Annotated in this window: 25 protein-coding genes; 9 read left to right on the top strand and 16 right to left on the bottom strand. The window is 67.2% G+C overall.

Annotated elements, in window-relative coordinates:
• Position 1: 1 nt before the first annotated feature.
• The 3 genes from ACFPUZ_RS11330 to ACFPUZ_RS11320 form a co-directional block, all read right to left on the bottom strand.
• Positions 2 to 2,107 carry a dipeptide/oligopeptide/nickel ABC transporter permease/ATP-binding protein gene (locus ACFPUZ_RS11330; protein ID WP_377002004.1) on the bottom strand — a complete coding sequence of 702 codons (2,106 nt, stop codon included), beginning with the start codon at positions 2,105 to 2,107 and terminating at the stop codon, positions 2 to 4.
• 2 nt (positions 2,108 to 2,109) lie between these two features.
• Complete coding sequence (locus ACFPUZ_RS11325; protein WP_377002003.1) at positions 2,110 to 3,057, bottom strand: ABC transporter permease; 948 nt, start codon at positions 3,055 to 3,057, stop codon at positions 2,110 to 2,112.
• A 186-nt stretch (positions 3,058 to 3,243) separates the two neighbouring features.
• Positions 3,244 to 4,815 carry an ABC transporter substrate-binding protein gene (locus ACFPUZ_RS11320; protein ID WP_377002002.1) on the bottom strand — a complete coding sequence of 524 codons (1,572 nt, stop codon included), beginning with the start codon at positions 4,813 to 4,815 and terminating at the stop codon, positions 3,244 to 3,246.
• Between the two features lie 321 nt (positions 4,816 to 5,136).
• On the opposite strand from ACFPUZ_RS11320, the gene ACFPUZ_RS11315 reads away from it, so the two are divergent.
• On the top strand, positions 5,137 to 5,853 hold the full coding sequence (locus ACFPUZ_RS11315; protein WP_377002001.1) for a FadR/GntR family transcriptional regulator: 717 nt from the start codon (positions 5,137 to 5,139) through the stop codon (positions 5,851 to 5,853).
• Between the two features lie 410 nt (positions 5,854 to 6,263).
• Here ACFPUZ_RS11315 and rplO read toward each other — a convergent pair whose 3' ends face one another.
• Genes rplO through rpsH form a run of 6 tightly spaced genes read right to left on the bottom strand, consistent with a single transcriptional unit; the run spans position 6,264 to position 8,943 of the window.
• Positions 6,264 to 6,713: a 50S ribosomal protein L15 gene (gene rplO, locus ACFPUZ_RS11310; RefSeq protein ID WP_377002000.1), complete on the bottom strand. Its 450-nt coding sequence runs from the start codon at positions 6,711 to 6,713 to the stop codon at positions 6,264 to 6,266.
• Positions 6,714 to 6,716: 3 nt separating this feature from the next.
• On the bottom strand, positions 6,717 to 6,902 hold the full coding sequence (rpmD, locus tag ACFPUZ_RS11305) for a 50S ribosomal protein L30 (protein WP_085549436.1): 186 nt from the start codon (positions 6,900 to 6,902) through the stop codon (positions 6,717 to 6,719).
• A 4-nt stretch (positions 6,903 to 6,906) separates the two neighbouring features.
• Positions 6,907 to 7,548 carry a 30S ribosomal protein S5 gene (rpsE, locus tag ACFPUZ_RS11300; RefSeq protein WP_377001999.1) on the bottom strand — a complete coding sequence of 214 codons (642 nt, stop codon included), beginning with the start codon at positions 7,546 to 7,548 and terminating at the stop codon, positions 6,907 to 6,909.
• 40 nt (positions 7,549 to 7,588) lie between these two features.
• Positions 7,589 to 7,987 (bottom strand): 50S ribosomal protein L18, encoded by a 399-nt coding sequence (gene rplR, locus ACFPUZ_RS11295; protein WP_377001998.1) that lies wholly within the window; start codon positions 7,985 to 7,987, stop codon positions 7,589 to 7,591.
• 3 nt (positions 7,988 to 7,990) lie between these two features.
• Positions 7,991 to 8,527 carry a 50S ribosomal protein L6 gene (gene rplF, locus ACFPUZ_RS11290; protein ID WP_377001997.1) on the bottom strand — a complete coding sequence of 179 codons (537 nt, stop codon included), beginning with the start codon at positions 8,525 to 8,527 and terminating at the stop codon, positions 7,991 to 7,993.
• A 17-nt stretch (positions 8,528 to 8,544) separates the two neighbouring features.
• Positions 8,545 to 8,943, bottom strand: coding sequence for a 30S ribosomal protein S8 (rpsH, locus tag ACFPUZ_RS11285; protein WP_377001996.1), 399 nt, complete (start codon positions 8,941 to 8,943; stop codon positions 8,545 to 8,547).
• A gap of 281 nt (positions 8,944 to 9,224) precedes the next feature.
• Between rpsH and ACFPUZ_RS11280 the strand changes: the two genes are divergently transcribed.
• The 4 genes from ACFPUZ_RS11280 to ACFPUZ_RS11265 are packed head-to-tail and all read left to right on the top strand — an operon-like array spanning position 9,225 to position 11,817.
• The gene (locus ACFPUZ_RS11280) at positions 9,225 to 10,433 is read left to right on the top strand and encodes an amidohydrolase (protein ID WP_377001995.1); all 1,209 of its coding nucleotides are present in this window, start codon (positions 9,225 to 9,227) and stop codon (positions 10,431 to 10,433) included.
• A gap of 3 nt (positions 10,434 to 10,436) precedes the next feature.
• Complete coding sequence (locus tag ACFPUZ_RS11275) at positions 10,437 to 10,703, top strand: DUF6457 domain-containing protein (RefSeq protein ID WP_377001994.1); 267 nt, start codon at positions 10,437 to 10,439, stop codon at positions 10,701 to 10,703.
• Complete coding sequence (gene fdhD, locus ACFPUZ_RS11270) at positions 10,703 to 11,536, top strand: formate dehydrogenase accessory sulfurtransferase FdhD (protein WP_377001993.1); 834 nt, start codon at positions 10,703 to 10,705, stop codon at positions 11,534 to 11,536. The genes ACFPUZ_RS11275 and fdhD overlap by 1 nt, the downstream gene beginning before the upstream one ends.
• Complete coding sequence (locus ACFPUZ_RS11265) at positions 11,533 to 11,817, top strand: GNAT family N-acetyltransferase (protein WP_377001992.1); 285 nt, start codon at positions 11,533 to 11,535, stop codon at positions 11,815 to 11,817. Before fdhD ends, ACFPUZ_RS11265 begins: the two co-directional genes overlap by 4 nt.
• Before the next feature lie 245 nt (positions 11,818 to 12,062).
• Here ACFPUZ_RS11265 and rplE read toward each other — a convergent pair whose 3' ends face one another.
• The 4 genes from rplE to ACFPUZ_RS11245 all read right to left on the bottom strand — a co-directional run bounded on the left by rplE (position 12,063) and on the right by ACFPUZ_RS11245 (position 14,357).
• Entirely contained in the window at positions 12,063 to 12,617 is a 555-nt protein-coding gene (gene rplE / locus ACFPUZ_RS11260; RefSeq protein ID WP_377001991.1) for a 50S ribosomal protein L5, read from the bottom strand.
• A gap of 2 nt (positions 12,618 to 12,619) precedes the next feature.
• Positions 12,620 to 12,934: a 50S ribosomal protein L24 gene (gene rplX, locus ACFPUZ_RS11255; RefSeq protein WP_377001990.1), complete on the bottom strand. Its 315-nt coding sequence runs from the start codon at positions 12,932 to 12,934 to the stop codon at positions 12,620 to 12,622.
• A complete protein-coding gene (gene rplN / locus ACFPUZ_RS11250) occupies positions 12,935 to 13,303 on the bottom strand; it encodes a 50S ribosomal protein L14 (protein ID WP_377001989.1) in 369 nt (122 codons plus the stop codon).
• A 202-nt stretch (positions 13,304 to 13,505) separates the two neighbouring features.
• Complete coding sequence (locus tag ACFPUZ_RS11245) at positions 13,506 to 14,357, bottom strand: hypothetical protein (protein WP_377001988.1); 852 nt, start codon at positions 14,355 to 14,357, stop codon at positions 13,506 to 13,508.
• A gap of 68 nt (positions 14,358 to 14,425) precedes the next feature.
• Here ACFPUZ_RS11245 and ACFPUZ_RS11240 point away from each other — a divergent pair, with 68 nt between their 5' ends.
• Genes ACFPUZ_RS11240 through ACFPUZ_RS11230 form a run of 3 tightly spaced genes read left to right on the top strand, consistent with a single transcriptional unit; the run spans position 14,426 to position 18,391 of the window.
• Positions 14,426 to 16,117, top strand: coding sequence for a dynamin family protein (locus tag ACFPUZ_RS11240; RefSeq protein WP_377001987.1), 1,692 nt, complete (start codon positions 14,426 to 14,428; stop codon positions 16,115 to 16,117).
• Entirely contained in the window at positions 16,118 to 17,704 is a 1,587-nt protein-coding gene (locus ACFPUZ_RS11235) for a GTPase family protein (RefSeq protein ID WP_377001986.1), read from the top strand.
• 9 nt (positions 17,705 to 17,713) lie between these two features.
• The gene (locus ACFPUZ_RS11230; protein ID WP_377001985.1) at positions 17,714 to 18,391 is read left to right on the top strand and encodes a hypothetical protein; all 678 of its coding nucleotides are present in this window, start codon (positions 17,714 to 17,716) and stop codon (positions 18,389 to 18,391) included.
• Here the strand turns inward: ACFPUZ_RS11230 and ACFPUZ_RS11225 are convergent.
• The 3 genes from ACFPUZ_RS11225 to ACFPUZ_RS11215 are packed head-to-tail and all read right to left on the bottom strand — an operon-like array spanning position 18,382 to position 21,883.
• Entirely contained in the window at positions 18,382 to 19,635 is a 1,254-nt protein-coding gene (locus tag ACFPUZ_RS11225; protein WP_377001984.1) for an ABC transporter permease, read from the bottom strand. The genes ACFPUZ_RS11230 and ACFPUZ_RS11225 overlap by 10 nt on opposite strands.
• Positions 19,632 to 20,288, bottom strand: coding sequence for an ABC transporter ATP-binding protein (locus ACFPUZ_RS11220; RefSeq protein WP_377002265.1), 657 nt, complete (start codon positions 20,286 to 20,288; stop codon positions 19,632 to 19,634). Before ACFPUZ_RS11220 ends, ACFPUZ_RS11225 begins: the two co-directional genes overlap by 4 nt.
• A gap of 14 nt (positions 20,289 to 20,302) precedes the next feature.
• On the bottom strand, positions 20,303 to 21,883 hold the full coding sequence (locus tag ACFPUZ_RS11215; protein WP_377001983.1) for an efflux RND transporter periplasmic adaptor subunit: 1,581 nt from the start codon (positions 21,881 to 21,883) through the stop codon (positions 20,303 to 20,305).
• A gap of 219 nt (positions 21,884 to 22,102) precedes the next feature.
• Here ACFPUZ_RS11215 and ACFPUZ_RS11210 point away from each other — a divergent pair, with 219 nt between their 5' ends.
• Positions 22,103 to 23,542: a sugar transferase gene (locus ACFPUZ_RS11210; protein WP_377001982.1), complete on the top strand. Its 1,440-nt coding sequence runs from the start codon at positions 22,103 to 22,105 to the stop codon at positions 23,540 to 23,542.
• Positions 23,543 to 23,551: the final 9 nt, after the last annotated feature.

The raw sequence follows: 23,551 nt of genomic DNA, 5'->3' as shown, positions 1-23,551 counted from the left end.
TCTAGACCTCACTCGTGGTATCGGAGGTGTCGGGGGTACCGGTGTCCGGGTGCAGGGCTGCGTACTCGGCATCGGAGCGCTGGGGACCGGTGAGGCGGCCGGACTTCTCCAGCGTTGCCGCGTAGTGCAGCTCCTCCGGGAGGTCCGCGTAGAAATGATTGACTCCCTCCGCCTGGCGCATGACCGGGCGGGTCTCCAATCCCACGGAGGGGTGGGAGGAACGAGGGGCGAAACGGTCGCCCACGGGGAAATCCTGCGGGCTGGGCACCGACCCGGGAACCTGATGCAGTCGGCCAGATCCCGACTCGATGGACAGCACCGCTCCCAGCAGGCCGCGCGTGTACTCGTGCTGGGGATGGGACAGCAGCTCGACGGTGGGGGCCTGCTCGATGATCTGGCCGGCGTACATGACGGTGATGGAGTGGGCGACCTCCGCCACGAGCGCCAGATCGTGAGAGACGAAGACCATCGCGAATCCCAGCTTTTCCTGTAGCGACTTGATGAGCTCGATGACCTGTTTCTGCACGGTCACATCCAGCGCCGTGGTCGGCTCGTCGGCAATGACCAGCTTCGGGTCGCGGGTCAGGGCCATGGCGATGAGCACGCGCTGCCTTTGCCCACCCGACAGCTCGTGCGGGTAAGACTCCAGGGTGCGCTTCGGATCCAGGCCCACCAGTTCCAGCAGTTCTTCCGCGCTGCGGGTGCCGCCACGCTTGGTCAGCTGGCGCATCTGAGCGCGGATGAGCATGGAGGGGTTCAGTGAGGACAAGGCGTCCTGGTAGATCATGGCGATCTCGTGGCCCAGCAGGCGTCGGTGTTCCTCATGGGACATCGTGAGCAGGTCCCGGCCCTGGTAGAGAATCTCGCCGGTGATCTCGGCCTTCGGGTCAAGGAGACCCATGACTGCCAGCGACGTGATGGATTTGCCACAGCCTGATTCGCCCACGAGGGCCATGGTCTCGCTGCTGGGCACGGAGAAGGAGACGTGATCGACCACGTTGACGTCACCATGGCGCGGGAAGCGGATACACAGATCCTTGACTTCCAGCAACGGGGTGGCGTCCTCGTCGGGGGAGTAACGGTCCCGGCGCCGACTTTCCATCTCCTGGAGGGCGTCGATGCGCTGCTGGAGAGAGTCATGCTGTGCGGCGTAGGCGCGAACCGGGTCGACCAGGAGCTTGTCGGCCTCACGCGCGGCCGAAGAGGCGGCGACATTGACAACCGGGCCCTTGGGCGCGGCGACCATCGCATCGGTGATGCCCTCAGAGAGGATGTTGAGGCACAGGACGGTGAACATGATCATGAGACCAGGGAACAGGGCCTGCCACCACTCGCCTCGCAGGACGCCCTGCTGCGCGGAAGACAGGATATTGCCCCAGGTGGCGATCGGCTCCTGCAGGCCCGCTCCGATGAAGGTCAAGGATGCCTCGAGGATGATCGCGTCGGCGACGAGCACCGTGGCGAAGACGAGCACCGGCGCGGCGCAGTTGCGCGCGACGTGTTTGACCAGGATCCACGGGGCGCGTGCGCCGGAGACGATGGCGGCATTGACATAGTCCTCGCCGTACTCACTGAGCACGTTGGCGCGGACCACGCGGGTCAGCTGCGGGATGTAGACGAAGGCGATGGCGAAGATGATGACGATCATCATCAGGGTCGGGTTCTTCGGATCGCGGAACACCACCACGGCCACCGCCGCCAACGCGATGCCGGGCACGGACATGATGATGTCCATGATGCGCATAATGACCTCGGACACCGCCTTGCGTGACACCGCCGCGATGGATCCGAAGATCGCGCCAAGGAGCAGCGCGATTCCGGTGGCGGAGAGACCGACGACCAGGGAGACCCGGCCACCGTAGAGCAGGCGGGAATACACGTCACGGCCCAGGTTGTCGGTGCCGAAGATATGCTCTCCGCTCGGCGGCAGGCCCTTGAGGTCGATGGCCAACGGGTCGTGCGTGGCAAGTAGCGGGGCGAACGCCGCGGACAACGCGACCAGCGCCAGGACGAACAGGGAGATCTTGGAGCCGCGGCTCATTCTGCGGAAGCCGGCGAATCTCGACCCCGGCTGGGTGACTTTTTCCAGCTTTTCTTTGTGGTTCATGATTAGACCGCCCTGATTCGCGGGTTGATGGCGATATACAGCAGATCGACAACGATGTTGACCACAATGAACGCGATGGCGACCATGAGCGTCGCACCCTGGACAACGGTGACCCAGTTGTTGGTGATGCCGTCAATGAGCACGCGGCCCATGCCTGGCAGAGAGAAGATGATTTCGATGACGACAGCACCGCCCATGAGGTAGCCGACGCGCAAACCCAGGACGGTGACCGGGGTTATCAGCGCGTTGCGCAGCACATTGCGGGAGACGACCACCGATTTCGGGATGCCCGCTCCGAGGGCGGTGCGCACATAATCCCGGTCGAGTTCCTCCACCATGGAGGTTCGTACCACGCGGGTCATCTGTCCCACGACGGGGACGGCGAGCGCGAAGGCCGGAAGGATCATGCGGAGGAACCAGCCGCTCGGGTTATCGGAGAACGCCGGGAGGGGCCCGGCGACAGGGAGGCTGCCGATAAAGAAGAGCACGAGAAGAATCGCCAGCCAGAACGACGGCATGGCGATGCACACCACGGAGATGAGGCGAATGAACTGGTCGACCCACTTGTCGCGGTAGAGCGCGGCGAGGACACCCAGCGGGAAAGCGAGCAACACCGCGATGAGCAGTCCCATGAGGGTGAGTTCAATGGTCACGGGCAGAGCGGAGAAAACCTTGTCCGCGACAGGGGCGTTGTTCTGTCCGTAGGTGCCCAGGTCGCCGGTGATGACGCCCAGGAGGTAGGCGCCGAAACGGAGGAAGAAGGGCTGATCAAGTCCCTGCTCGGCGCGGTAGGCGTCGAGCTGTGTCTGGGAGGCGTTTTCTCCGAGCGCCGAATACGCCGGATCGATGGGTGACAGGGACATCAGCAGGAAAACCAGGAACGTCACGCCGATGATCATCAACGGCAGTGCGATGAGCCTTCTTCCGACGAGTCTGAGGAGATTATTCACTGTCCTTGACTCCAGATTCTTTCAGTGGCTGAGGGATTGCGGGGAGAGAAATGAAATGAGAATTAGGTGTGCGGGGAGGAAAAAGGAGGGAGACACCCTGGTGAGAGGTGTCGCCCTCCTGTCTTCCCCTGCGGGAGGTGGTGCGCGCGGCGAGGCGACTAAGTTCGCCGGTTGCCCGGCTGCGCACTATTTGGAGGTAGCTCCCACGGCCCACAGGCCGGTGGTGCCGATCGGCTGGAAGTTCTCCACCTTCTCCGGGTAGTAGGCGGTGAGCATCTTGCGGTGGAACAGGGGGTAGAGCGGGACTTCCTCCGACAGCAGGTCCTGTGCCTCGCCCCACTTCGCCTGGGCACCAGCGTCGTCCAGGGTGGAGGCCTCTGCGACCAGGGTGTTCAGCTTCTGCCATGCTTCCTGGTCAGACTCCTGCCAGAAGGTGCGCTTCTGGGTCCACACGTTGTCGCCGTACCACCAGTTGATCAGCAGAGCCGGGTCGTTGCCGAAGACGGAGGGGTCACCGGGAGCGAGGGCCACGTCGAAGGTGGGGTCGTCGACGTCGAGGTTGTTGGAGTACAGGGAGGCGGAGGCCTCGGCCTGCAGCGAAACGTCGATGCCGGCAGCCTGCAGGTCCTGCTGGATCTGCGGGGCCAGGTCGGTGATCCAGGAGTGGTCCGTGGTCAGCAGGGTGATCTTTAGGTCCTCGACGCCGGCCTCCTCCAGGAGCTGCTGCGCCTTGTTCGGATCGTGCTCGAACTGGGTGGCAGCCTCGTGGTAGTTCGGGTTGCTCTCCGGCAGGAAGCTGGTGGCCTTGGTGGCCATGCCGTCCATGCTGTTGGAGATCAACTTGTCGGTGTCGATGGCGTAGAAGAACGCCTGTCGGACGGCGGGATCGTTGAACGGTGCCTTCGTGGTGTTGAACAGCAGGAAGGGCAGGTTGAAACCGTCGACTTCCGCGACGGTCATGCCGGCGGCCTCCAGCTGGCTGCGGTTGGCGGCCGGGACGGCCTCCATGATGTCGATCTCACCGGACTGGGCAGCGGTGGTGCGTGCGGTGTCATCCTTGATGATCGACCATCGCATCTCCCCTGCTCCGGCCGGGTACTCGCCGTTGTAGTGCTCGTTCGGGGACGCGGTGATCTGGTCGTCACTGATCTTGTCGTACTTCCACGGACCGGTGCCGATCGGCTGGGCGGTCAGCTCCTCATCGGTGGCCGACTCCGGGACAATTTTCACCACCGCGAGGCGCTTCTCCGCCACCGGGAACGCGTTCTTCAGCTTGATGGAGACGGTCGACTCATCCTTGGCCTCGACCGAGTCGATGAAGTTGAGCATGGAGGCGTAGAGGTTGCCCTCAGTCATGGCGCGCTCGAAGGAGGAGACGACATCCTGGGTGGTGACATCGGTGCCATCGGAGAACTTGGCGCCTTCGCGGAGGGAGACCTCCAGTTCCGTGTCCGAGATCTTCTCTGGCTCACCGGCGGCCAGCGCGGGATAGGTGGAGTAGTCGCTCATGTTGAGCTCGTACAGACCTTCCATCACGTGCCAGTTGGTGCCCAGGGCCAGAGCGGAACTGGTGTTGGACGGGTGATAGTTGGTGGTTTCGTAGGCGACACCCAGGTTGATGGTCCCGGTCGAACCGCTCCCGGCCGAGCCGGTGGAGTCGGCCGAGCCTGTCGAGTCTGTGCCGGATCCACCAGAACAGGCGGCGAGGAACATCGCGGCCGCGGTGGTGGCCGCTACCAATCCCTTCTTGGTCTTCACTGTCGGAGTCCTTCCGTTGGGGGGCGCGAGAGCCTCGAGGGCTCCGCAGGGCGGGTACCTGTCAATGTACGACGTGTTATGTCTGACAACAAGAAGTTTGAGTGAGCCACCTCATAGGCGGGGGTAATTGTGTCGAGCCTCTCGTTGTATGATGTCGTACATGAATCGTTGTGACCTCCCCTTTTCATTCCCCGCCCCACCCACCCCCTGCCCGCGACGGGTGGTACCCCCAGCCCCCGGGCTTAGGATGTGAACAACACGCCCCAAACTCCGCGGAAAGTAATCCCCATCCCGCGGCCGGACAGGAAAGGAGTGCGGGCCATGGCTTATCAGAAAAAGGTCTACGGACAGGCGGAAGCTGCTGTCAACGAGATCAAGAAGCACATCCTCCACCACGACCTACAAAGTGGCGATCCCCTGCCCACCGAAAACCAGCTCTGCGAGTACCTGGGCATGTCACGCACCGTCGTCCGCGAGGCCATCCGCACTCTCACCGCCCTCCGCATCGTCGAGGTCAAGCACGGTCGGGGCACCTTCGTCGGCGATCTTTCCATGCAGCCTATGGTCGAATCTCTCGTTTTCCGTGGACTACTCAACCCGGGCGAAGACGCCCAGAGTCTCCGTGACATCGTCGAGGTCCGCGCCTCCCTCGACATCTCGGTCGGCGAAGAGGTCATCGCCGCCTGGCGCGGTCGGCACTCCCCCGAGTTGCACCGCTCCGTAGAAAAGATGCAGGAACTCGCCGACGCAGGACAGACCTTCCCCCAGGAGGACCGGTTCTTTCACTCACAGCTGCTGGCACCGCTCCCGAACCAGCTCTTCCGTCGACTCACCGAGGCCTTCTGGGATGTCAATACTCTCATTGCCCCGAGCCTGGGAATTCCCACTCCCGCCGACATCGCCATCACGGCCCGCGCACACGGGCAGATCCTGGAGGCCGCGGAGAAGGGTGACCTCGACGCCTACCGCGCTGCCGTCCACGAGCATTACCAGCCGCTACTCAATAACCCCGGCTCCCTCGACATCCGACTGAAATGATCCGGCAGGCGCCTGCGAACGCTGTGGAGCAACCCCTTGGGCGAACGCCTGTCAGCGTGCCTTAGCTTCCCTGGCATGTGCCAGGCAGCGGCCATGCGCCTCGCCACTTTTCCACTCCCTTGTGTCATCGGGTTCGTCCCCCACAAGTGGGGCGACGGGTTCTTCAACGGATTCTTGGTGTTCATGGTGCCCGTAGTGCTCTTCCCTTTCCCGGTCGCCGTCGTACAGCGTCGCGGCCTCACCTGTGCCACCATCGCATCCCCGGTTTTCGTGCTCGTGGCCAGCATGAGGCTCTTCGATTTCTAGGACTCGCCACCCGGTCGTGGCCCTTCCAAACATCTGGATGCGGCACCAAAAAAACCAACGTCCCACCCGCAAGGGGATGGGACGGTGGTCTCGTCGTCGGAGGTTTAGGCCTCGGTGACGGTTCCGCCGGCTGCCTCGATCTTCTCGACGGCAGACTTGGAGAACTTGGTGGCGGTGACGTTCAGCTTGACGCCGAGGTCGCCGTTGCCCAGGACCTTCACCGGCTGCTTCGGGCGCACGAGGCCCGCTGCGACGATGTCGGCCACGGTGACGTCGCCACCGTTCGGGAAGGCCTTCTCCAGGTCAACAACGTTGACAACCTGGAAGGTGACCTTGTTGGGGTTCTTGAAGCCCTTGAGCTTCGGCAGACGCATCTGGAGGGGCATCTGGCCACCCTCGAACGCTGCGGAAACCTTGTTACGGGCCTTGGTGCCCTTGGTGCCGCGGCCGGCAGTCTTGCCGCCCTTGCCACCCTCACCGCGACCGACGCGGTGCTTGGGCTTGTTGCTGCCCGGAGCCGGGCGCAGGTCGTGGAGCTTGATGATGTCGCTCATGTTTTACTCTCCTGCCACTTCTTCGACCGTGACCAGGTGACGCACGACGTGGATCTGACCACGGGTGGCGTCGTTGTCCTGCTTGATCACGGACTGGCGGATCTTCCGCAGGCCGAGGGCCTGCAGATTGGCACGGGTCTTCGGCTTCTCGCCGATGAATCCCTTGTTGAGGGTGATCTTCAGTGCCATGCTCTTAAGCCTCCTGACCTGCGCGTGCACGCAGCATACGGGCCGGGGCGACCTCCTCGAGGGTCTTACCGCGACGTGCGGCAACCTCCTCGGGGCGGACGAGCTGCTTCAGGCCGGCCACGGTGGCGTGGACGACGTTGATGGCGTTGTCGGAGCCGAGGGACTTCGACAGGATGTCCTGCACGCCGGCGCACTCGAGCACCGGGCGGGCAGCGCCACCGGCGATGACACCGGTACCCGGGGCAGCCGGGCGGAGCATGACGATGCCCGCGGCGGCCTCACCCTGGACCGGGTGGGTGATGGTGCCACCGACCATGGGGACGCGGAAGAAGTTCTTACGAGCTTCCTCGGCACCCTTCTGGATAGCGGCGGGAACTTCCTTGGCCTTGCCGTAGCCGACACCGACCATGCCCTGGCCGTCGCCGACGATCACGAGAGCGGTGAAGCTGAAGCGACGACCACCCTTGACGACCTTGGAGACACGGTTGATGGTGACGACGCGCTCGATGTACTTGTCGCGCTCGTCCTGCTGCTGGTTGCGACGATCGTCGCGGTCGCGGCGGTTGCCGCCGCGGCCCTGGCGCTCGTTGCGCTCGTTGGAGTTGTCGGCGGAGCGTCCGCCGTCACGCCGTTCACGTCCCGGCATTACGCATTCCTTCCGTTGATGATCTTGATGGCGATGGTCATTAGAACTGCAGACCACCTTCACGAGCGGCATCGGCGAGAGCGGCGATGCGGCCGTGGTACTTGTAGCCCGCGCGGTCGAAGACGACCTTCTCGATGCCAGCTGCCTTGGCGCGCTCAGCGATGAGAGCACCGACCTTGGCGCCCTTGGCCTTCTTGTCACCCTCGGCGGAGCGGATACCCGGCTCCATGGAGGATGCGGCGACCAGGGTGTGGCCGGCCAGGTCGTCGATGACCTGGACGTGGAGGTGGCGGGAGGTGCGGTGCACGACCAGACGCGGCGCCTCGGGGGTGCCACGCAGGGTCTTGCGGATACGGAAGTGACGACGTGCACGGGCCTGGCGACGGCGGGTGGAGATGTCCTTGCCGACCGGGGTGCGCTTGGTGTTTTCAGTGCTCATTGCTTACTTACCCGTCTTTCCGACCTTGCGGCGGACCTGCTCACCCTCGTAGCGGATGCCCTTACCCTTGTAGGGGTCGTCCTTCCGCAGACGACGGATGTTAGCGGCGATCTGTCCGACCTGCTGCTTGTCAATACCCGAGATGGAGAACTTGGTGGTGCCGTCAACCGCGAAGGTGACGCCCTCCGGAGCCTCGATCAGGACCGGGTGGGAGTAGCCGAGGGAGAACTCGAGGTTCTTGCCCTTGGGCTGCACGCGGTAACCGACGCCGAAAATCTCCATCTTGATGGTGTAGCCCTCGGTGACGCCGACAACCAGGTTGTTGACGAGCGAGCGGGACAGACCGTGGAGTGCGCGGTTCTGGCGGTTGTCGTCCGGACGGGTAACGAGGATCTCGTTCTCCTCGACGACGACGGAGATCGGGGCCGGGACCTCGAAGGACAGGGTGCCCTTGGGGCCCTTGACCTCGACGTTCTGGCCGTTCACCGTGGTGGTGACGCCGGACGGGATGGTGATCGGGTTCTTACCGATACGCGACATGTTTCAAATCCTCCCTGTTACCAGACGTAGGCGAGAACTTCTCCGCCCACGCCCTTCTCGGTAGCCTGGCGGTCGGTCAGCAGACCCTGGGACGTGGAGATGATGGCCACGCCCAGGCCTCCGAGGACCTGCGGCAGGTTGGTGGACTTGGCGTACACGCGCAGACCCGGCTTGGAGACGCGGCGGACACCAGCGATGGAACGCTCGCGGGACGGGCCGTACTTCAGCTCGAGGTTGAGGGTCTTGCCGACCTTCGCGTCCTCGACGGTGTAGCTGGCGATGTAGCCCTCCTGCTTGAGGATCTCGGCGATGTTCGCCTTGATCTTCGAGGACGGCATCGACACGGTGTCGTGGTGCGCGTGGTTCGCGTTGCGCACGCGCGACAGCATGTCGGCAATGGGGTCAGTCATGGTCATGTGTTGTGACCGTTTACCTTTCTCGCTGCGGTTCCGCACCCACCGTGGGACGTGTACCGGGTGTTCCGTCGGGCCACTTGACGCTCCCGCAGGCTCAGTAGCCTGGGGCGCTCGCTGCCGCTTTTCACCCGGTCGCCATGAGGTGGCGGGGGGCCTACAACAAAGTTGGAATGTTCAGTTCTTGGGAAGGTCCTGCGCCGCCCTCACGGGGAGCACAAGTCCAGCGGTCAAGGCTACCTTCCCCACGTCCGGAAACCAAATCCCCCCTTATCATGGGCCGCATGGTTCTGCACGCCCTGTCCGCCGACCTCGCCGCCACCCGCTCCGCCCGCGAGGAGCTCTACCGCTGGTTCCATCAGCATCCCGAACTCTCCGGCCGGGAGGAGGCCACCTCGGAGCGCATCCTCCGCGTGCTTATCGACGCCGGCGTCAAAGCCCGCCGCGTCGGCCCCACCGGGGTGGTCGGCCTCATCGCCAACGGTCCGGGCCCGGTGGTGGCGGTACGCGCCGACATCGACGCCCTCCCCGTCGCGGAGGCCTCGGGCAAGGACTACTCCGCCACCGGTCCCGTCTCCCACGCCTGCGGGCACGACGTGCACATCTCCTCCCTGCTGGCCGCGTGCGAGGTGTTCCAGCGGCGGCGGGAAGCCTGGTCCGGCACGTTCGTGGCGGTGTTCCAGCCGGCGGAGGAGACCGCCTCCGGGGCCCGGCAGATGCTCGCCGACGGGCTCGCCGACCTCATCCCCCGCCCCGACGTCTATCTGGGCCAGCACGTGCTGGGCACCGTACCCGGCGGGCATGTCGGCACGGCCGCGGGGCCCGTCCTGTCGGCGGGGGCCTCCCTCAAGGTGACGGTGCACGGGCGGGGATCGCACGGCTCGATGCCGGAGAAGTCGGTGGACCCGGTGGTGCTGGCGGCGTCGATAGTCATGCGCCTGCAGACGGTCGTGGCCCGGGAGGTCCTTCCCTCCGCGACGGCCGTGCTCACGGTGGGTGCCCTGCACGTGGGCACCAGGTCGAATGTCATCGCGGACCGGGCGGAGCTGCTCCTCAACACGCGGGCGTACGACCGCGACGTCGAGAAGCATGTCCACGCGGCGATCGAGAGGATCGTCCGGGCGGAGTGCCTGGCCGCCGCCAGCCCCCGGGAGCCGGAGTTCGAGTGGTACGACGAGTATCCGCTGACCAGCAACGATGCCGCCACGACGCGCCGAGTGCGGGAGGCCTTCGACAACTACTTCGGCCCCCGGTCCGGGGACCTGCCGCCGGTGGCCGCCTCGGAGGACTTCTCCGTCATCCCGGACGCGCTCGGCGTGCCCTACTGCTACTGGGGGCTGGGGGGATTCGTGGACATGGCCGCCGCGCCCGGCAACCACAATCCGGCCTTCGCCCCGGACCTGCAGCCCACGCTCGACGCCGGCGTGGAGGCGATTGTCGTGGCGGCCTCGGCGTGGCTGGACGCGGGAGCCACACCCCCGGCACACTGGTGAACTATGACGACGCCTGATCCCTTCTCCTCCGCCCACGCCTGGCTGCACACCGCTGCCACCGAACTGGGCATCGACCCGGAGATCACCCGCGAGCTCATCGGCGACATCCTCGACCTCACCCGTGATGTCGCCCACGGTCCCTCCCGCCCGGCGGCCCCGGTGACGGCCTTCCTCGTCGGCCTGGCCGCCGGACGGGCCGGCGGTGACACCCCCACCGAGGTCCGCGAGCGGATCGCGCGCCTGACCGCCCTGCTCGGGGAGGATCAGTAGTGGGCCGACTGAGCCGCGATTTCGCCGTCACCCGCGTCACCGTGGATGACACCGGCGTGCACACCGACACCCGCGCCGACACCGTCACCGTCGAGGAACCCCTGGAGATCCGCGTCGGCGGGCCGACGCTCACCACGACGATGCGCACCCCCGGCCACGACATCGAGCTGCTCCACGGTTTCCTCTACGGCGAGGGCATCATCACCGCAGCCGCTGACGTGTCCACCGCCCGCTACTGCGCGGGCGCCACCGGCCCGGACGGGATGAACACCTACAACGTCCTCGACGTCGACCTCACCCCCGGCGTCGCCGCTCCGGGCCCCGAGCTGCTGCGACTCACCCCGACATCCTCTGCGTGCGGAGTGTGCGGGACCAGTTCCATCGACCAGATCCTGCGCCGCAGCGAGCGCCCGCTGCGCACCTTCCCCCTCGATCCGGCGCTCATCCTCTCCCTGCCGGACCGCATGCGCGCCGAGCAGAAGCAGTTCCGCCGCACCGGCGGCATCCACGCCGCGGGTGCCTTCACACTGGACGGGGAGTTGATCGTCGTCCGGGAGGACATCGGCCGCCACAACGCCGCCGACAAGGTGATCGGGCATCTGCTGCTGGCAGAGCGCCTGCCCGCGGACGACCTCATCCTCGTCATGAGCTCGCGCGCCTCCTTCGAACTGGTGCAGAAGGCCGTCACCGCCGGCTTCGGGGCGCTGGTGGCGGTCTCGGCCGCCAGTTCGCTGGCCGTGGAACTCGCCCGCGAATCCGGCATGGCGCTCACCGGCTTCACCCGCGGACAGCGCTTCAACCTCTACTCAGGGGAACTACTCTCGGGGTCATGAGCCACGACATCCGCAACGACACCTCCCGCAACCGCTACGTCCTCAGCGTCGACGGCACGGAGGTCGGTTACCTCAGCTACATCCCCTTCACCGGGGCCATCGACCTCGAGCACACGTCCATCGCCGAATCCCATGCCGGACAGGGCCTGGTCGGGGTGCTCGCCCGCCACGCTCTCGACGACATCCGCGCGCGGGGCTTCAAGGCCATGGTGACGTGCCCGGCGGTGGAGTCCTTCGTCGCGAAGAACCCGGACTACGCGGACCTCGTCGTCGAACCCTGATTTTCTGACATCACACCTTTGCCCACCTGCGGGAATGCTGGGGCACACCTCAGGTGGTGTCAGCTTTTCAGGCAGGGGTGCCGAGCGCCCCCGGCCCCCGTCGCCCGCGCCCTGATTTTCTGACATCACACCTTTGCCCACCTGCGGGAATGCTGGGGCACACCGCAGCCGGTGTCAGATATTCAGGCAGGAACGCCGAACGCCCCCACTGACCGGGGTCAGTGGGGGCGTCGAGAAGCAGGTGACTACTTCTTGAACGGGAAGCCGAGCTCGCGGAGCAGAGCACGACCCTCGTCGTTGTTGGTGGCGGAGGTCACGACGGTGATGTCCATACCACGCGGGCGGTCGACCTTGTCGACATCGATCTCGTAGAACATGGTCTGCTCGGTGAGGCCGAAGGTGTAGTTGCCGTGGCCGTCGAACTGCTGGTCGGACAGGCCGCGGAAGTCGCGGATACGCGGGAGGGCGACGGTCAGGAGACGGTCGAGGAACTCCCACATGCGGTCGCCACGCAGGGTGACGCGGGCGCCGATCGGCATGCCCTCACGCAGCTTGAAGTTGGCGATGGAGGTCTTCGCGCGACGCAGCTGCGGCTTCTGGCCGGTGATCAGGGTGAGGTCCTCGAGGGCACCGTTGATCAGCTTGGAGTCGCGGGCAGCCTCGCCGACGCCCATGTTGACGACGACCTTGACGACGCCGGGGATCTGCATGACGTTGTCGAAGGAGAACTCCTCACCAAGCTTGGTGCGGATCTCCTCACGGTAACGTGCCTTGAGACGGGGGGTGTAGTTCTCGCTCATGTCTAGATGTCCTTCCCGTTACGACGCGAGACACGGACCTTCTTGCCGTTCTCGTCGAAGCGGTAGCCGACGCGGGTCGGGTTGCCGTCGGAATCGAGGACCATGACGTTGGAGACGTGAATCGGCGCCTCCTGGGTCACGATGCCGCCGGACTGGGCGCCGCGCTCCTGGGAGGAGTCAGCGACGTGCTTCTTGATGCGGTTGACGCCCTCGACGAGGACCTTCTCGGTCTTCGGGAAAGCCTGGATGACCTTGCCCTTGGCGCCCTTATCGGGGCCAGAGATGACGAGGACCATATCGCCCTTGTGAATCTTCAACTAGATCACCTCCGGAGCCAGCGACACGATCTTCATGAACTTCTTGTCGCGCAGTTCGCGGGCGACAGGGCCGAAGATACGGGTACCGCGGGGCTCGTTGTCGGGCTTGATGAGGACGGCGGCGTTTTCATCAAAGCGGATGTAGGAGCCGTCGGTGCGACGGGTCTCCTTCTTGGCGCGGACAATGACGGCCTTGACGACTTCGCCGGCCTTCACGTTGCCGCCCGGGGCGGCTTCCTTGACAGTGGCGACGATAACGTCACCAATGCCAGCAAAGCGTCGACCGGAACCGCCGAGCACGCGGATGCACAGGATTTCCCGTGCACCGGTGTTGTCGGCGACCTTGAGACGCGATTCCTGCTGGATCACGATGGGTCTCCTTGACCTGGATTGATGTGCGTCAGATTTCCGGCCTGTACGCACCTGGTCTATGTCTTACTGTCGTCCGGACTCTGCGAAGAACACCGCGTGGGCGTCCAAGGGTCTCGGGGACGCGCCCGGAAAATGCGCACGTCACCGACCAGTCCGGTCAACCCGAACAGTCAACCATAGCGGCTGGTGGGAATTCAAATCACCGCTTCTCGACGACCGCGCGCAGCGCCGCCTCCTCCTCCGAGCTCGCCCGCCCCTCGGAGACGCCCCCGACAATCGCCCGCGAGGACGTGGCCGGCGGGTGGGAGACGACGAGTTCTGTGTCGGCGGGCAGGAGCGCGCGGAGCGGGGCGTAGCGGGCGGGCTCGAGCGACTCGGTGCGCACCTCCACGATGTCGATGCGCTCGCCGACGCGGACGGCGGTGACCTGGTCGGGCGCGAGCACCGCGCGGACCTCGTCGACCGCGCGCAGGTGGGCGGCGACAGACGCGGGGGTGCTGGTGGGACCGAGCGAGATATAGGTGGGCCCGGCGCGCAGCAGGTCGATGCCGTTCTCCTGCATCTCGGGGACCAGCTCGGCGACCCGGTCGTAGGCCGCCGGTGCGGCGGAAACCTCGAGGCCGCGCGAGGAGGTGGTCCGGTAGTACTTCACGCGCTCGACATCGGGTCCTGCCAGGCGGGAGAGCATCTCCCCGGTGGGCGCATCCGCGACATCGCGGAGGTCGAATTCGGTGCCGTTCAGGAGCGGGAACACGCCGACGTTGAAGGAGGCCCCGCCGATCTCATCGTTGAGCTGCTGGTTCTCCCGCAGAAGAGCGAGCAGCGCGGCGAACTCGGCGTCGTCGGCCTCGAAGACCTCGGAACGCACCCACGGGGCCGTACCCAATCCGCCGATGGACACGGCGCTGTAGTTCAGGCGCTGGACGAAGCCCTTCTCCGCCGCCTGCAGGCGCATCTGGTCCACGACGGGCTGGGCATCGGGCATCCCACAGGCGACCAGGCCGACGAGTGCGGTGGCGACGGCGAAGAATGACTTCACTCCACGGAACATGCCTCAAGCCAAGCAGATCTTGCGCCGGAGCGCTTCTTTCCTGAGCGCAGTCTGACAGAATGGGCAGTGTGACTGAGACAACTCTCGACTCTGTGGTGGCCCTGCGCGAGGCCGTCGCCACCACCGGGTTCTCCACCGATCCGGGCGCGGCGGCGGAGGCGCAGGCGATCGTCGACCAGATCGACGACTACATCCTGCCCCGGCTGGCCAATATCGACGCCCCCCTGCTGGCCGTCGTCGGTGGCTCCACCGGCTCCGGAAAGTCGACGCTGGTCAACGCGCTCGTCGGCAAGCAGGTGTCCACGTCGGGGGTCATCCGCCCGACGACCCGACAGCCGGTGCTGGTGAGCCATCCCGGGGATGCGGCGTGGTTCCATTCGAGCCACGTGCTGCCGGGGCTGGCCCGCGAACAGGGCGAGCCCGGCGCGAATCCCGCGGCCACGTCCCTGCGGCTGGTGAGCACGGAGGCCATCAGCCCCGGTCTGGCGCTGCTCGACGCCCCCGATTTCGATTCCATCGACGACCGCAACCGCGCCCTGGCCTCCCAGCTGCTGGCGGCGGCGGACCTGTGGGTGTTCGTCACCACGCCCTCGCGCTACGCGGATCAGCTGGTGTGGAATTTCCTCCACGACGCCGCCGGCCGGGACATCGAGGTCATCGTGGTGCTCAACCGCGTCGACGAGGACGCGCTGGCCACCGTGCCGGATGACCTGCGCCGGATGATGGCCGACGCCGGGCTCGGCGACGCCACCATGTTTACGGTGCCGGACGCGGGGCAGGTGGAGGGGCTGCTGCCGGCGGCGCTCGTCGATACGCTGCGCCAGCACCTGGACCGTCTCGCCGAGGACGCCGCCGCGCGGCGCACGATGGCCGCGAAGACGGTGCTCGGCGCGTTGGGCAGCGTCAACGCCCGCGTGGCGGGGCTGGCCGCGACGAAGCAGCGGCAGGAGGAGTTCGCGGGGCTGCTCAGCGACGCCCTCGACGAGACCTACGACTCCGCGCGGCGCCACGTCATCGACGCCACCTCCGACGGCAACCTCCTGCGCCAGGAGGTGCTGCAGCGCTGGCAGGACTTCGTGGGCACCTCGGACGCCTTCCGCACCATCGAGCGCTGGTACTCCGCCGCGGTCGACGCGATCGGCAGCTTCTTCTCCGGCCGTCCCGCCCCGGTGCGGGAGGTGGAGACGGAGATCGAGGCCGGGCTGCACGCCGTCATCGTCGACGCCGCCGAGACCGCCGCCACCCGCAGCTGGTCGCACCTCGGTTCCGTCGCCCCGGAGCTGCGGGCCGCAGCGCACCCGGCACTCGCCCACGCCAGCCCCGGCATCAGCGAGCGCGCCGCGCAGCTGGTCCGCGACTGGCAGGCGGGGCTCGTCGAGACGATCCAGGCCACCGCCGGCGACAAGCGCATGAAGGCGCGCATCATGTCGCTGGGCCTCAACGTGGCCACCGTGGCGCTCATGCTCGTCGTCTTCGCCTCCACCGCGGGCCTGACGGGCGGGGAGATCGCCATCGCCGGCGGCTCCGCGGTCGTCGGCCAGAAGCTGCTGGAGACGATCTTCGGCGAGGAGGCCGTGCGCCGCATGGCCGCCCACGCCCGCGAGGATCTCGACGAGCGCACCACCGCGCTTCTCGACGCCGAGCGCGCCCGCTACTGGGACGTCACCGACGAACTCACCACGGGCACCTCCGCCCGCGCGCTCCTCGATGCCGCGAGCACGGCGGAGCGCGATGTCCGCACCCAGACGGGAGGGGCGTAGATGTTCCGCAGGAAGGCCAGCATCACCGAGCGACTCGAGGCCCTGCGGCAGGCCGCGGAGCTGGGCGAGGGACTCATCTCCCCCGCCGAGCACGCCGCCCTGGTCCGCGTCGCCGACGCCGCCTCCGAGCGGCGGGCCCTCTCGGGCGAGCACACCGTCATCGGTTTCTTCGGCGCCACCGGCTCCGGCAAGACCTCGCTGTTCAACGCCGTCGTGGGCGAGGACCTGGGGCTCACCGCCGCCCGGCGCCCCACCACCTCCTCCCCCCTGGCCGCCGTGTGGGACCCGCAGGGTTCGGAGGAACTGCTCGACTGGCTGCAGGTGGAGGACCGCCGCAACCGGCCCGGCGAGTTCGCCCCCGGGTCCGGCCCCGTCATCCTCCTCGACCTCCCCGACTTCGATTCGGTGGAGCCGGTGCACCGGGAGATCGCCACCCGGCTCGCCGGCCAGGTGGATGTGCTCGTGTGGGTGACCGACCCCGAAAAGTACGCCGACTCGATCATCCACGACCATTTCATCCGTCCGCACGCCTCCCACAGCGCGGTCACACTTGCCGTGCTCAACAAGTCCGACCGCCTCCCCGGGGAGGATGCGCGCCGCGTCGCCGCCTCGCTGGAACAGCTGCTTCTCGACGACGGCCTCAAGAAAGTCAAGGTCATCCGCACCTCCGCCCGCACCGGGGACGGGGTCGACGATCTGCGCCAGGCCATCGCGAAGGTGGCCTCCGCCCACTCCGCGCAGCAGTCCCGCATCGAGGCGGACCTGCAGACGGTGACCCGCCCCTTTGTGGCGAAGCAGAAGCTGTCGGAGGTCACCGCCATGGACAAGCGGCGTCTCGACGACCACCTCGCCGAGGCCGCCGGCGCCGACCGGCTGGCCGCGGTCACCGCCGCCGCCTACCGCAAGCGCCTCGGCCAGAAGACCGGCTGGCTGCTCACTTCCTGGCTGCTGCGCCTGCGCGCCGATCCCCTCAAGCGCCTGGGACTGCGGGAGGAGGCCGATGAGCTCGGCGTGCACCGCTCCTCCCTCCCCCAGCTCGACGCCTCCGGCCGCGCCGTGGCCAACCGCGGGGTCCGCGCCTATGCCGAGGCGGTCGCCGCGGGACTGCCCGAGCGCTGGGCGTCGGCGGTGGTGGATGAGACGGAGGCGATCGTCGATACGCTCCCTGAGGAGCTGGACCGCGCGGCGGCGCGCACGAAGTTGCCCGCGCAGCCCTCACGGGCGTGGGGCGTGTTCACGCTCATCCAGTGGCTGGCACTGCTCGCGGCGCTGGTGGGAATCGGCTGGTACCTGCTGGCGGCGTTCCTACCGGGCGTGCTCTATCCCTTCCTCGACGACATCATCCCCACGGTGGAGGGTTGGCCCATCCCGACGCTGCTCATCGTCGGCGGACTGTTGCTGGGCATCGTGTTGGGCATGTTCACGGGCGTGTTCGGCCTGGCGATCGGGTCGGGCGTGAAACACCGGACGCGGCGCGCGCTGCGCCGCGAGGTCGCCTCCATCTCCCAGACCCGCGTCGTCGAGCCGCTGCTGGCGGTGCGCTCGCGCTACCTGGAGTTCCTCGACGCCATCCGGAGGGCCGCCTAGGGTGGGGTGATGACACCCCGCACCCTCCTGCTCACGGGCCTGCTTTTCCAGATCGCGGTCATCGCGCTGTACGTGCTCGCCTCCCTGAGTCTGGCCGGGAGGGGCAATCCCTGGGTCGTGGCCGGGGCGGCCGGCATCGTCGGCAGCGTGATCTGCCTGGTGGGGGCGATCCGGGGCCGCGAGAAGCGGGCCCCGTTCATTCTGGGGGTGCTCGGCGCCCTGCTCAGCGGGATCGCCTGGGGCAGCTGGGTGGTGGTCGGGCTGACCTCCGAGCTGGGTGATCCGGTAATCAACATCACCGGGCTGCTCGTCGTCCCGGGCCTGGTGCTGGGGTTCATCGCCTGGGTCCTCACCAGCGCGCGGCCGGTCGAGCGCAGCGGCGCCTTGTGGTTCGGGCTGGCCTACGTGGTGCTCATCGGGGTGGAGATGGCGCTGCTCTTCTCCGGTGCCGAGCAGTCCTACCTGCTCATCACCCTGCTCTTCTTCGCGCTGGCCGCGTGGCAGGTGGGCCGGACCCACCTCAGCCCGGCCGAGCCCGCGCGCCTGTCCCGCACGCTGTCGCTCGTCGGCGGCTACCTGGTGCTGCTCACCTCGGTGTCGCTGCTGATGGGCCCGATGTTCGTGTTGCTGTGGGTCGGCGTGGGCCTCACGCTGTGGGCCGGGGTGGCGGAGCGCCGCTACTCGTAGCGCAGGGCCTCGATGGGGTCGAGGCGGGCGGCCTTGTTCGCCGGGTAGTAGCCGAAGAACAGGCCGATGCCGAGGGCGAAGAGCAGCGAGACCACCACCGCGCCCACCGGCGGCAGGACGAAGGCCCCCAGCATCTGCGCGCCGAGCATGCCCAGGCCGCCACCGAGCACCACGCCGATGAGGCCGCCGATGAGGCAGACGATCATCGCCTCGACGACGAACTGGGTACGGATCGCCCGGCGGGTGGCTCCCAGGGCCTTGCGCACGCCGATCTCGCGGGTACGTTCCGTGACGGTGATGAGCATGATGTTCATGACTCCGATGCCGCCGACGAGCAGGGAGATACCGCCGATGGCGGAGATGGCCACGCTCATCATCGACATCGTCTGGTTGAGCTGCTCCACCTCCTTCTTCATGTCCTGCACCTTGGCGTGGAAGTCGGGGTTGTCGGCGTAGCGGCGGTCCGCCCAGGCCTGCACGTCGCGGGACAGTTGCGCGGCGTCCGCCCCCGGGGCCACGCGGAGGCGGACCTGCTCGAAGGTGAGGGTCGGCTTCTTCGACACCCGGGTCTGGGCCGGGTAGGGGGCGTAGAGCAGGGCCTCGTCCATCGAGCCGACGAGGACGGAGGTCTTCCCGGACTTTCCGTAGGTGCCCACCACCTGGAAGGTGGAGTACTGCCCGTCGACCTCGACGTCGATGTCCTGCCCCAGCGCGGAGGAGGCGTCGCCGTTGAAGAAGGTGTCCACCAGTTCCGGCGAGATCACCGCGACCGCCCGGTCGCCGGTGATGTCGTCGGCGTTGAGCAGGCGCCCGGCGGTGAGGGGGTTCTTCTGCATGGCGATGTAGCCGTCGTTGACGAAGCTGAGGCGGGCCTTGCCGGTGGCCAGGCCACGGGTGAGGGTGCCGGAGTGGCTGCCGGCCTCGATGGCGACACCGTCGACGCGGTCCCGGAACTGGGTGCCCAGTTCGTCGACCATGTCCGGCGTGAGCTGGGAGGCGGCGTCGACCTGACGGGTCGAGGGGCCCGACCCCACCTCATCCCGGGACTGCACCTGGAGGGTGATGTCGTTGACGCCGAACTGCTCGAGGCTCTTCATCGTCTGGCTCTGCATCGCCTTGCCCAGGGTCATGATGGCGATGACGGAGGCGATGCCGATGATGACGCCGAGGAGGGTGAGCATCGACCGCATCTTGTTGGTGCGCAGGCTGCCCAGGGCCAGCCCGACGGATTCGCGCAGGTTCATGCGATGAGGCCGTCCTTCATGGTGATGATGCGCCCGGTCTCCTCGGCGAGTTCCGGGTTGTGGGTGATGAGCAGGATGGTCATGCCGTGGTCCCGGTGCAGCTCGTGGAAGAGGTCCATGACGAGGCGGCCGGTGGCCGAATCGAGGGCGCCGGTCGGTTCGTCGGCAAGCAGCAGGTCCGGGGAGTTGGCCAGGGAACGGGCGATGGCGACGCGCTGCTTCTGTCCGCCGGAGAGTTCGTTGGGCAGGTGGGAGACGCGCTCCCCCATGCCGACGAGCTCGAGGAGTTCGCGGGCGCGCTGGGCGCGTTCGCGGGGCGGGACGCCGGCGTACATCATGGGCATCTCGACGTTGCGGAGGGCGTCGATACGCCCGATGAGGTTGAAGTTCTGGAACACGAACCCGATCTTGCGGCTGCGCAGGCGGGCGAGTTCATCGTCGGGGACGCTGAGAACGTCGATGCCGTCGAGGTGGTAGGTGCCGGAGCTGGGCCGGTCGAGCAGGCCGATGATGTTCATCAGCGTCGATTTGCCGGAGCCGGAGGCACCGATGACGGAGACGAACTCGCCCTCCTCGATGTCGACGTCGCAGCCGTGGAGGATGGTGATCTCCGCGGGCGTGTCCTCGTTGAATCTCTTGACGATGTCGCGCATCTCGATCAGTGCGCTCACCCGACACGCACCTGCTGCCCGACGCTGTCGCGGTGGTTGGCGGCCTGCTTGAGCACCAGCTCGCCAGCCTTGACGCCGGTGACCGTCGCCTCGAAGTCGGTGAGGATGCCGATGGTCACCGGTACCTTCGTCACCTCGTGCTTGCCCCCGGCGGGGCGCAGGACGAGCACCGAGTGCTTGCCGTTGTCGTCGATGAGCGCCTCCCGCGGCACGGCCAGGGCCTTCTGCTCCTTCTCGGTGATGATCTGCGCCTTGGCGCTGCCACCGATGCGCAGGTCGTTGAGGTCCCCGGTGACCTCGATCTCGACGGGGAACTCCGGCCGCGGGGTCTGCCCGGCGGTCTCCGCCGGCGCGGCGGCCGCGACCGGGGAGACGGTGAGCACGCGGCCGCGGAATTCGCGGGTCCCGGTGGCCGGCGTGGTGAAGCTGACCTCGTCGCCCACGCTCACCCGCCCGGCCTCCAGCTCCTTGACGTTGGCCTTGAGGACGAGCCTGCCGGGATCCGCGATCGTGGCCAGCGGTCCGGCGGCGGCGGTGCCCTCCTTGGCGCCCACCGCGGTGACCACCCCGCTCATGGGGGCCCGGGCCTCCCGCGCGTTGACGTCGACCTGGAGGCGGCTCACCGACTGCCCCGCCGCGGACTGGGCCGCCGCGAGGCCGCGCCGCGCCTGCTCGACGGCGGTGGCGTTGGAGGCCAGCTGCTGCTGTACCCCGAGCCTCGTCGCCTCGAGGGCGACGGCGGCCTCCGTCTTCGCCGCGAAGGCCTGCGCCACGGCGCGCTGCTGGGTGGCCAGGTCCTGGTTGATACGCCGCAGGGTGATCTCGTAGTTCTCCTGCGCGGTGGTGAGGTTGCGCTGAGCACCCGCGTAACGCTGATCCGATTCCACCTCGGCGAGCACCGGGGTGATCGTGTCGGCCTCGGGGCCCAGCGCCGCGTTGACGGTCGCCATGCCCGCGCGCGCGGCCTCCACCGCGGCGGTGAACACGTTCCGACGCGCCGTGTCCACGGCGGCGGCCTGGGCGTGGACGTCGGCGTCCGCGCCCTGCTCGAGGTTGCCCCGCTTATCGACGAACACCTGCTCCGCCTCCCCGTACTGGCTCTCCGCCTGCCGCAGCGTGGCCTCCGCTGCGGTGATCTGCGGGTGCAGGCCCTGGTCGACGGACTCCTGCAGCTGCTGGTGCTGCAGGCGGGCCGATTCGACGGCGCTGAGGTTCGCGGCGTCGGTGGTCATCTGCTGGGCGAGCTGGGTGTCGATCTCCTTCTGCACGCCGGAGATGTCAATCTCCGCGAGGACCTGCCCCTCCTGGACGCGATCGCCGACGCGGACGTGCACCGTCTTCACCGCGCCGCTGAGGTGGGTGGTCAGCGCGACCTGGTGGCGGGATTCAAGTGTCGCGGTCACCGGCACCTTCGCGACAACCTCCTTCGGGCTCAGTTCGGTGTACTCGGAGGCCGGGATGCTGCGCTCCGAGCCGGAACGCAGCAGCGCCCAGGCGCCACCGGCGACGGCGAGACAGACGACAACCGCCAGGGCGATGAGGACCCGGCGGTCAGAAAGGAGAGGGAAACTTTTCACGTCATTGACCCTAGTGCGCCTATGGCTGCGAAAGCGTCAGGGTATCCCCGGATTTCGACCCTGATTGTCAGGAGCTTTCCGTGGGCACAGGGACACCCCCGCCGGTCACCCTCCCTCCCTTTTGGGAGAGCCCGAATGGGTACTAGGGTTATCTATATCTTCTTCCCCCTAGGAAACAATTAGTGTTCCTAAACGACTTTGCGAGAGGAGCCGAGCTCCATGGAGACTCCCCGGAACTCCTCCCGGGCCGCAGCACGCGAGATCACCAGCCAGAACCCTCCGCGCCGCACGTCACTCTCCTCCCCCTCCCTCTCCGTGGTCATCAGCGACGCCGTCGCCATCACCCTGGCGCTGCTCCTCCCCTCCCACTTCCTCGGCACGGCACCGATCGCCCCGGGAACCCATCTGGCGCTCATCCTGGCGGGCTGGATGCTGACCCTCACCGCCCTCGGCGTCCACTCCCCCGCCACTCTCGGGGGCCTGGCCGTCCCCTTCCGCCGCATCGTCCGCGCCTCGCTCCTCGCCTTCGGCGCCATCGCGCTTCTCGACGTCACCTTCCTGCAGACCCTGCCATCCATACTCTTCTCCCTCACTCTCCCCCTGGGCTTGGTGCTCATCGTGTTGGGACGGATGCTGGTGCAGAAGGCCACCATCCGACTGAGCGCACACGACCCGCGCATGAACAGTTACGTCGTCCTCGGCGCGGAAGGCGAGTCCGATCCCACCCTCGATCTTCTGGCACGGCGGGGCCGTGCAGGCGTCAACGTCGTGGGCCACATCTGCGCCGTGACGGCCCTGAAATCCGCCTGTCCCGTCGACCACATCCTCAGGGAGGTGCTCGCCCGGGACAGCGCCGGCATCCTCCTCTCCCCGCACTCCGGGCTCAGCGCCCAGCAGGTGCAGTCGCTGCGGTGGGCCCTGGAAGGCGCGGGCCGGACGCTGTCCTTCCTCCTGCCCATCCACGGAGTCTCCGGACAGCGCCTGCACGTGCAGGCGGGCCTGCGCCCCTCGGTCGTCGACATCACCCCCGCCCGCTATCACGGGGCGTACTTCCGCCTCAAGCGCTGCGGGGATGTCATCCTGGCGGGCCTCGGGCTCCTCGTCCTCGCCCCGGCGCTGCTCATCATCGCGCTGTGCATCAAGCTCTCCGACGGCGGGCCCGTCTTCTTCTCGCAGGTCCGGGTGGGCCGGCACGGCGAACACTTCACCATGTTCAAGTTCCGCACCATGCGTATCGACGCCGAGGAAGTCCTCCAGGACCTCCTGGAGAAGATGGAGCTGGAGCGCGACTGCGGGAACGAGGTGCTGTTCAAGCTGAAATGCGATCCCCGCGTCACGCGGGTGGGAGGCTTCCTCCGGCGCTACAGCCTCGACGAGCTGCCCCAGCTCCTCAACACCCTGCGCGGGGACATGACGCTCATCGGCCCGCGTCCCCCGCTCCCCCGGGAGGTCGCCGCCTACGAGCCGCAGGTGATGCGTAAGTTCCTGGTCAAGCCGGGCCTCACCGGACTGTGGCAGACGATGGGCCGCTCGACCCTGTCGTGGGAGGACTCCGTCTACCTCGACCTCTACTACGCCGAGAACTGCGGCCCCCTGCTCGACCTGCGGATCCTCCTGCGCACCATTCAGGCGGTGCTCTCCAAGGACGGGGCCTTCTGAGGTAACTCG

It is taken from the genome of Corynebacterium nasicanis, from assembly GCF_042658165.1.
Classification (GTDB): domain Bacteria; phylum Actinomycetota; class Actinomycetes; order Mycobacteriales; family Mycobacteriaceae; genus Corynebacterium; species Corynebacterium nasicanis.
The sequence above is the reverse complement of the archived record's forward strand: the minus strand, read 5'-3'. Positions and strand labels throughout refer to the sequence as shown.

Coding starts and splice junctions, on each gene's coding strand:
- ACFPUZ_RS11330 (WP_377002004.1), bottom strand. CDS start 2,107: ATGAACCACAAAGAAAAGCTGGAAAAAGTCACCCAGCCGGGGTCGAGA.
- ACFPUZ_RS11315 (WP_377002001.1), top strand. CDS start 5,137: ATGGCTTATCAGAAAAAGGTCTACGGACAGGCGGAAGCTGCTGTCAAC.
- rplO (WP_377002000.1), bottom strand. CDS start 6,713: ATGAGCGACATCATCAAGCTCCACGACCTGCGCCCGGCTCCGGGCAGC.
- rpmD (WP_085549436.1), bottom strand. CDS start 6,902: ATGGCACTGAAGATCACCCTCAACAAGGGATTCATCGGCGAGAAGCCG.
- rpsE (WP_377001999.1), bottom strand. CDS start 7,548: ATGCCGGGACGTGAACGGCGTGACGGCGGACGCTCCGCCGACAACTCC.
- rplR (WP_377001998.1), bottom strand. CDS start 7,987: ATGAGCACTGAAAACACCAAGCGCACCCCGGTCGGCAAGGACATCTCC.
- rplF (WP_377001997.1), bottom strand. CDS start 8,527: ATGTCGCGTATCGGTAAGAACCCGATCACCATCCCGTCCGGCGTCACC.
- rpsH (WP_377001996.1), bottom strand. CDS start 8,943: ATGACCATGACTGACCCCATTGCCGACATGCTGTCGCGCGTGCGCAAC.
- ACFPUZ_RS11280 (WP_377001995.1), top strand. CDS start 9,225: ATGGTTCTGCACGCCCTGTCCGCCGACCTCGCCGCCACCCGCTCCGCC.
- ACFPUZ_RS11275 (WP_377001994.1), top strand. CDS start 10,437: ATGACGACGCCTGATCCCTTCTCCTCCGCCCACGCCTGGCTGCACACC.
- ACFPUZ_RS11265 (WP_377001992.1), top strand. CDS start 11,533: ATGAGCCACGACATCCGCAACGACACCTCCCGCAACCGCTACGTCCTC.
- rplE (WP_377001991.1), bottom strand. CDS start 12,617: ATGAGCGAGAACTACACCCCCCGTCTCAAGGCACGTTACCGTGAGGAG.
- ACFPUZ_RS11245 (WP_377001988.1), bottom strand. CDS start 14,357: ATGTTCCGTGGAGTGAAGTCATTCTTCGCCGTCGCCACCGCACTCGTC.
- ACFPUZ_RS11235 (WP_377001986.1), top strand. CDS start 16,118: ATGTTCCGCAGGAAGGCCAGCATCACCGAGCGACTCGAGGCCCTGCGG.
- ACFPUZ_RS11230 (WP_377001985.1), top strand. CDS start 17,714: ATGACACCCCGCACCCTCCTGCTCACGGGCCTGCTTTTCCAGATCGCG.
- ACFPUZ_RS11225 (WP_377001984.1), bottom strand. CDS start 19,635: ATGAACCTGCGCGAATCCGTCGGGCTGGCCCTGGGCAGCCTGCGCACC.
- ACFPUZ_RS11220 (WP_377002265.1), bottom strand. CDS start 20,288: ATGCGCGACATCGTCAAGAGATTCAACGAGGACACGCCCGCGGAGATC.
- ACFPUZ_RS11210 (WP_377001982.1), top strand. CDS start 22,103: ATGGAGACTCCCCGGAACTCCTCCCGGGCCGCAGCACGCGAGATCACC.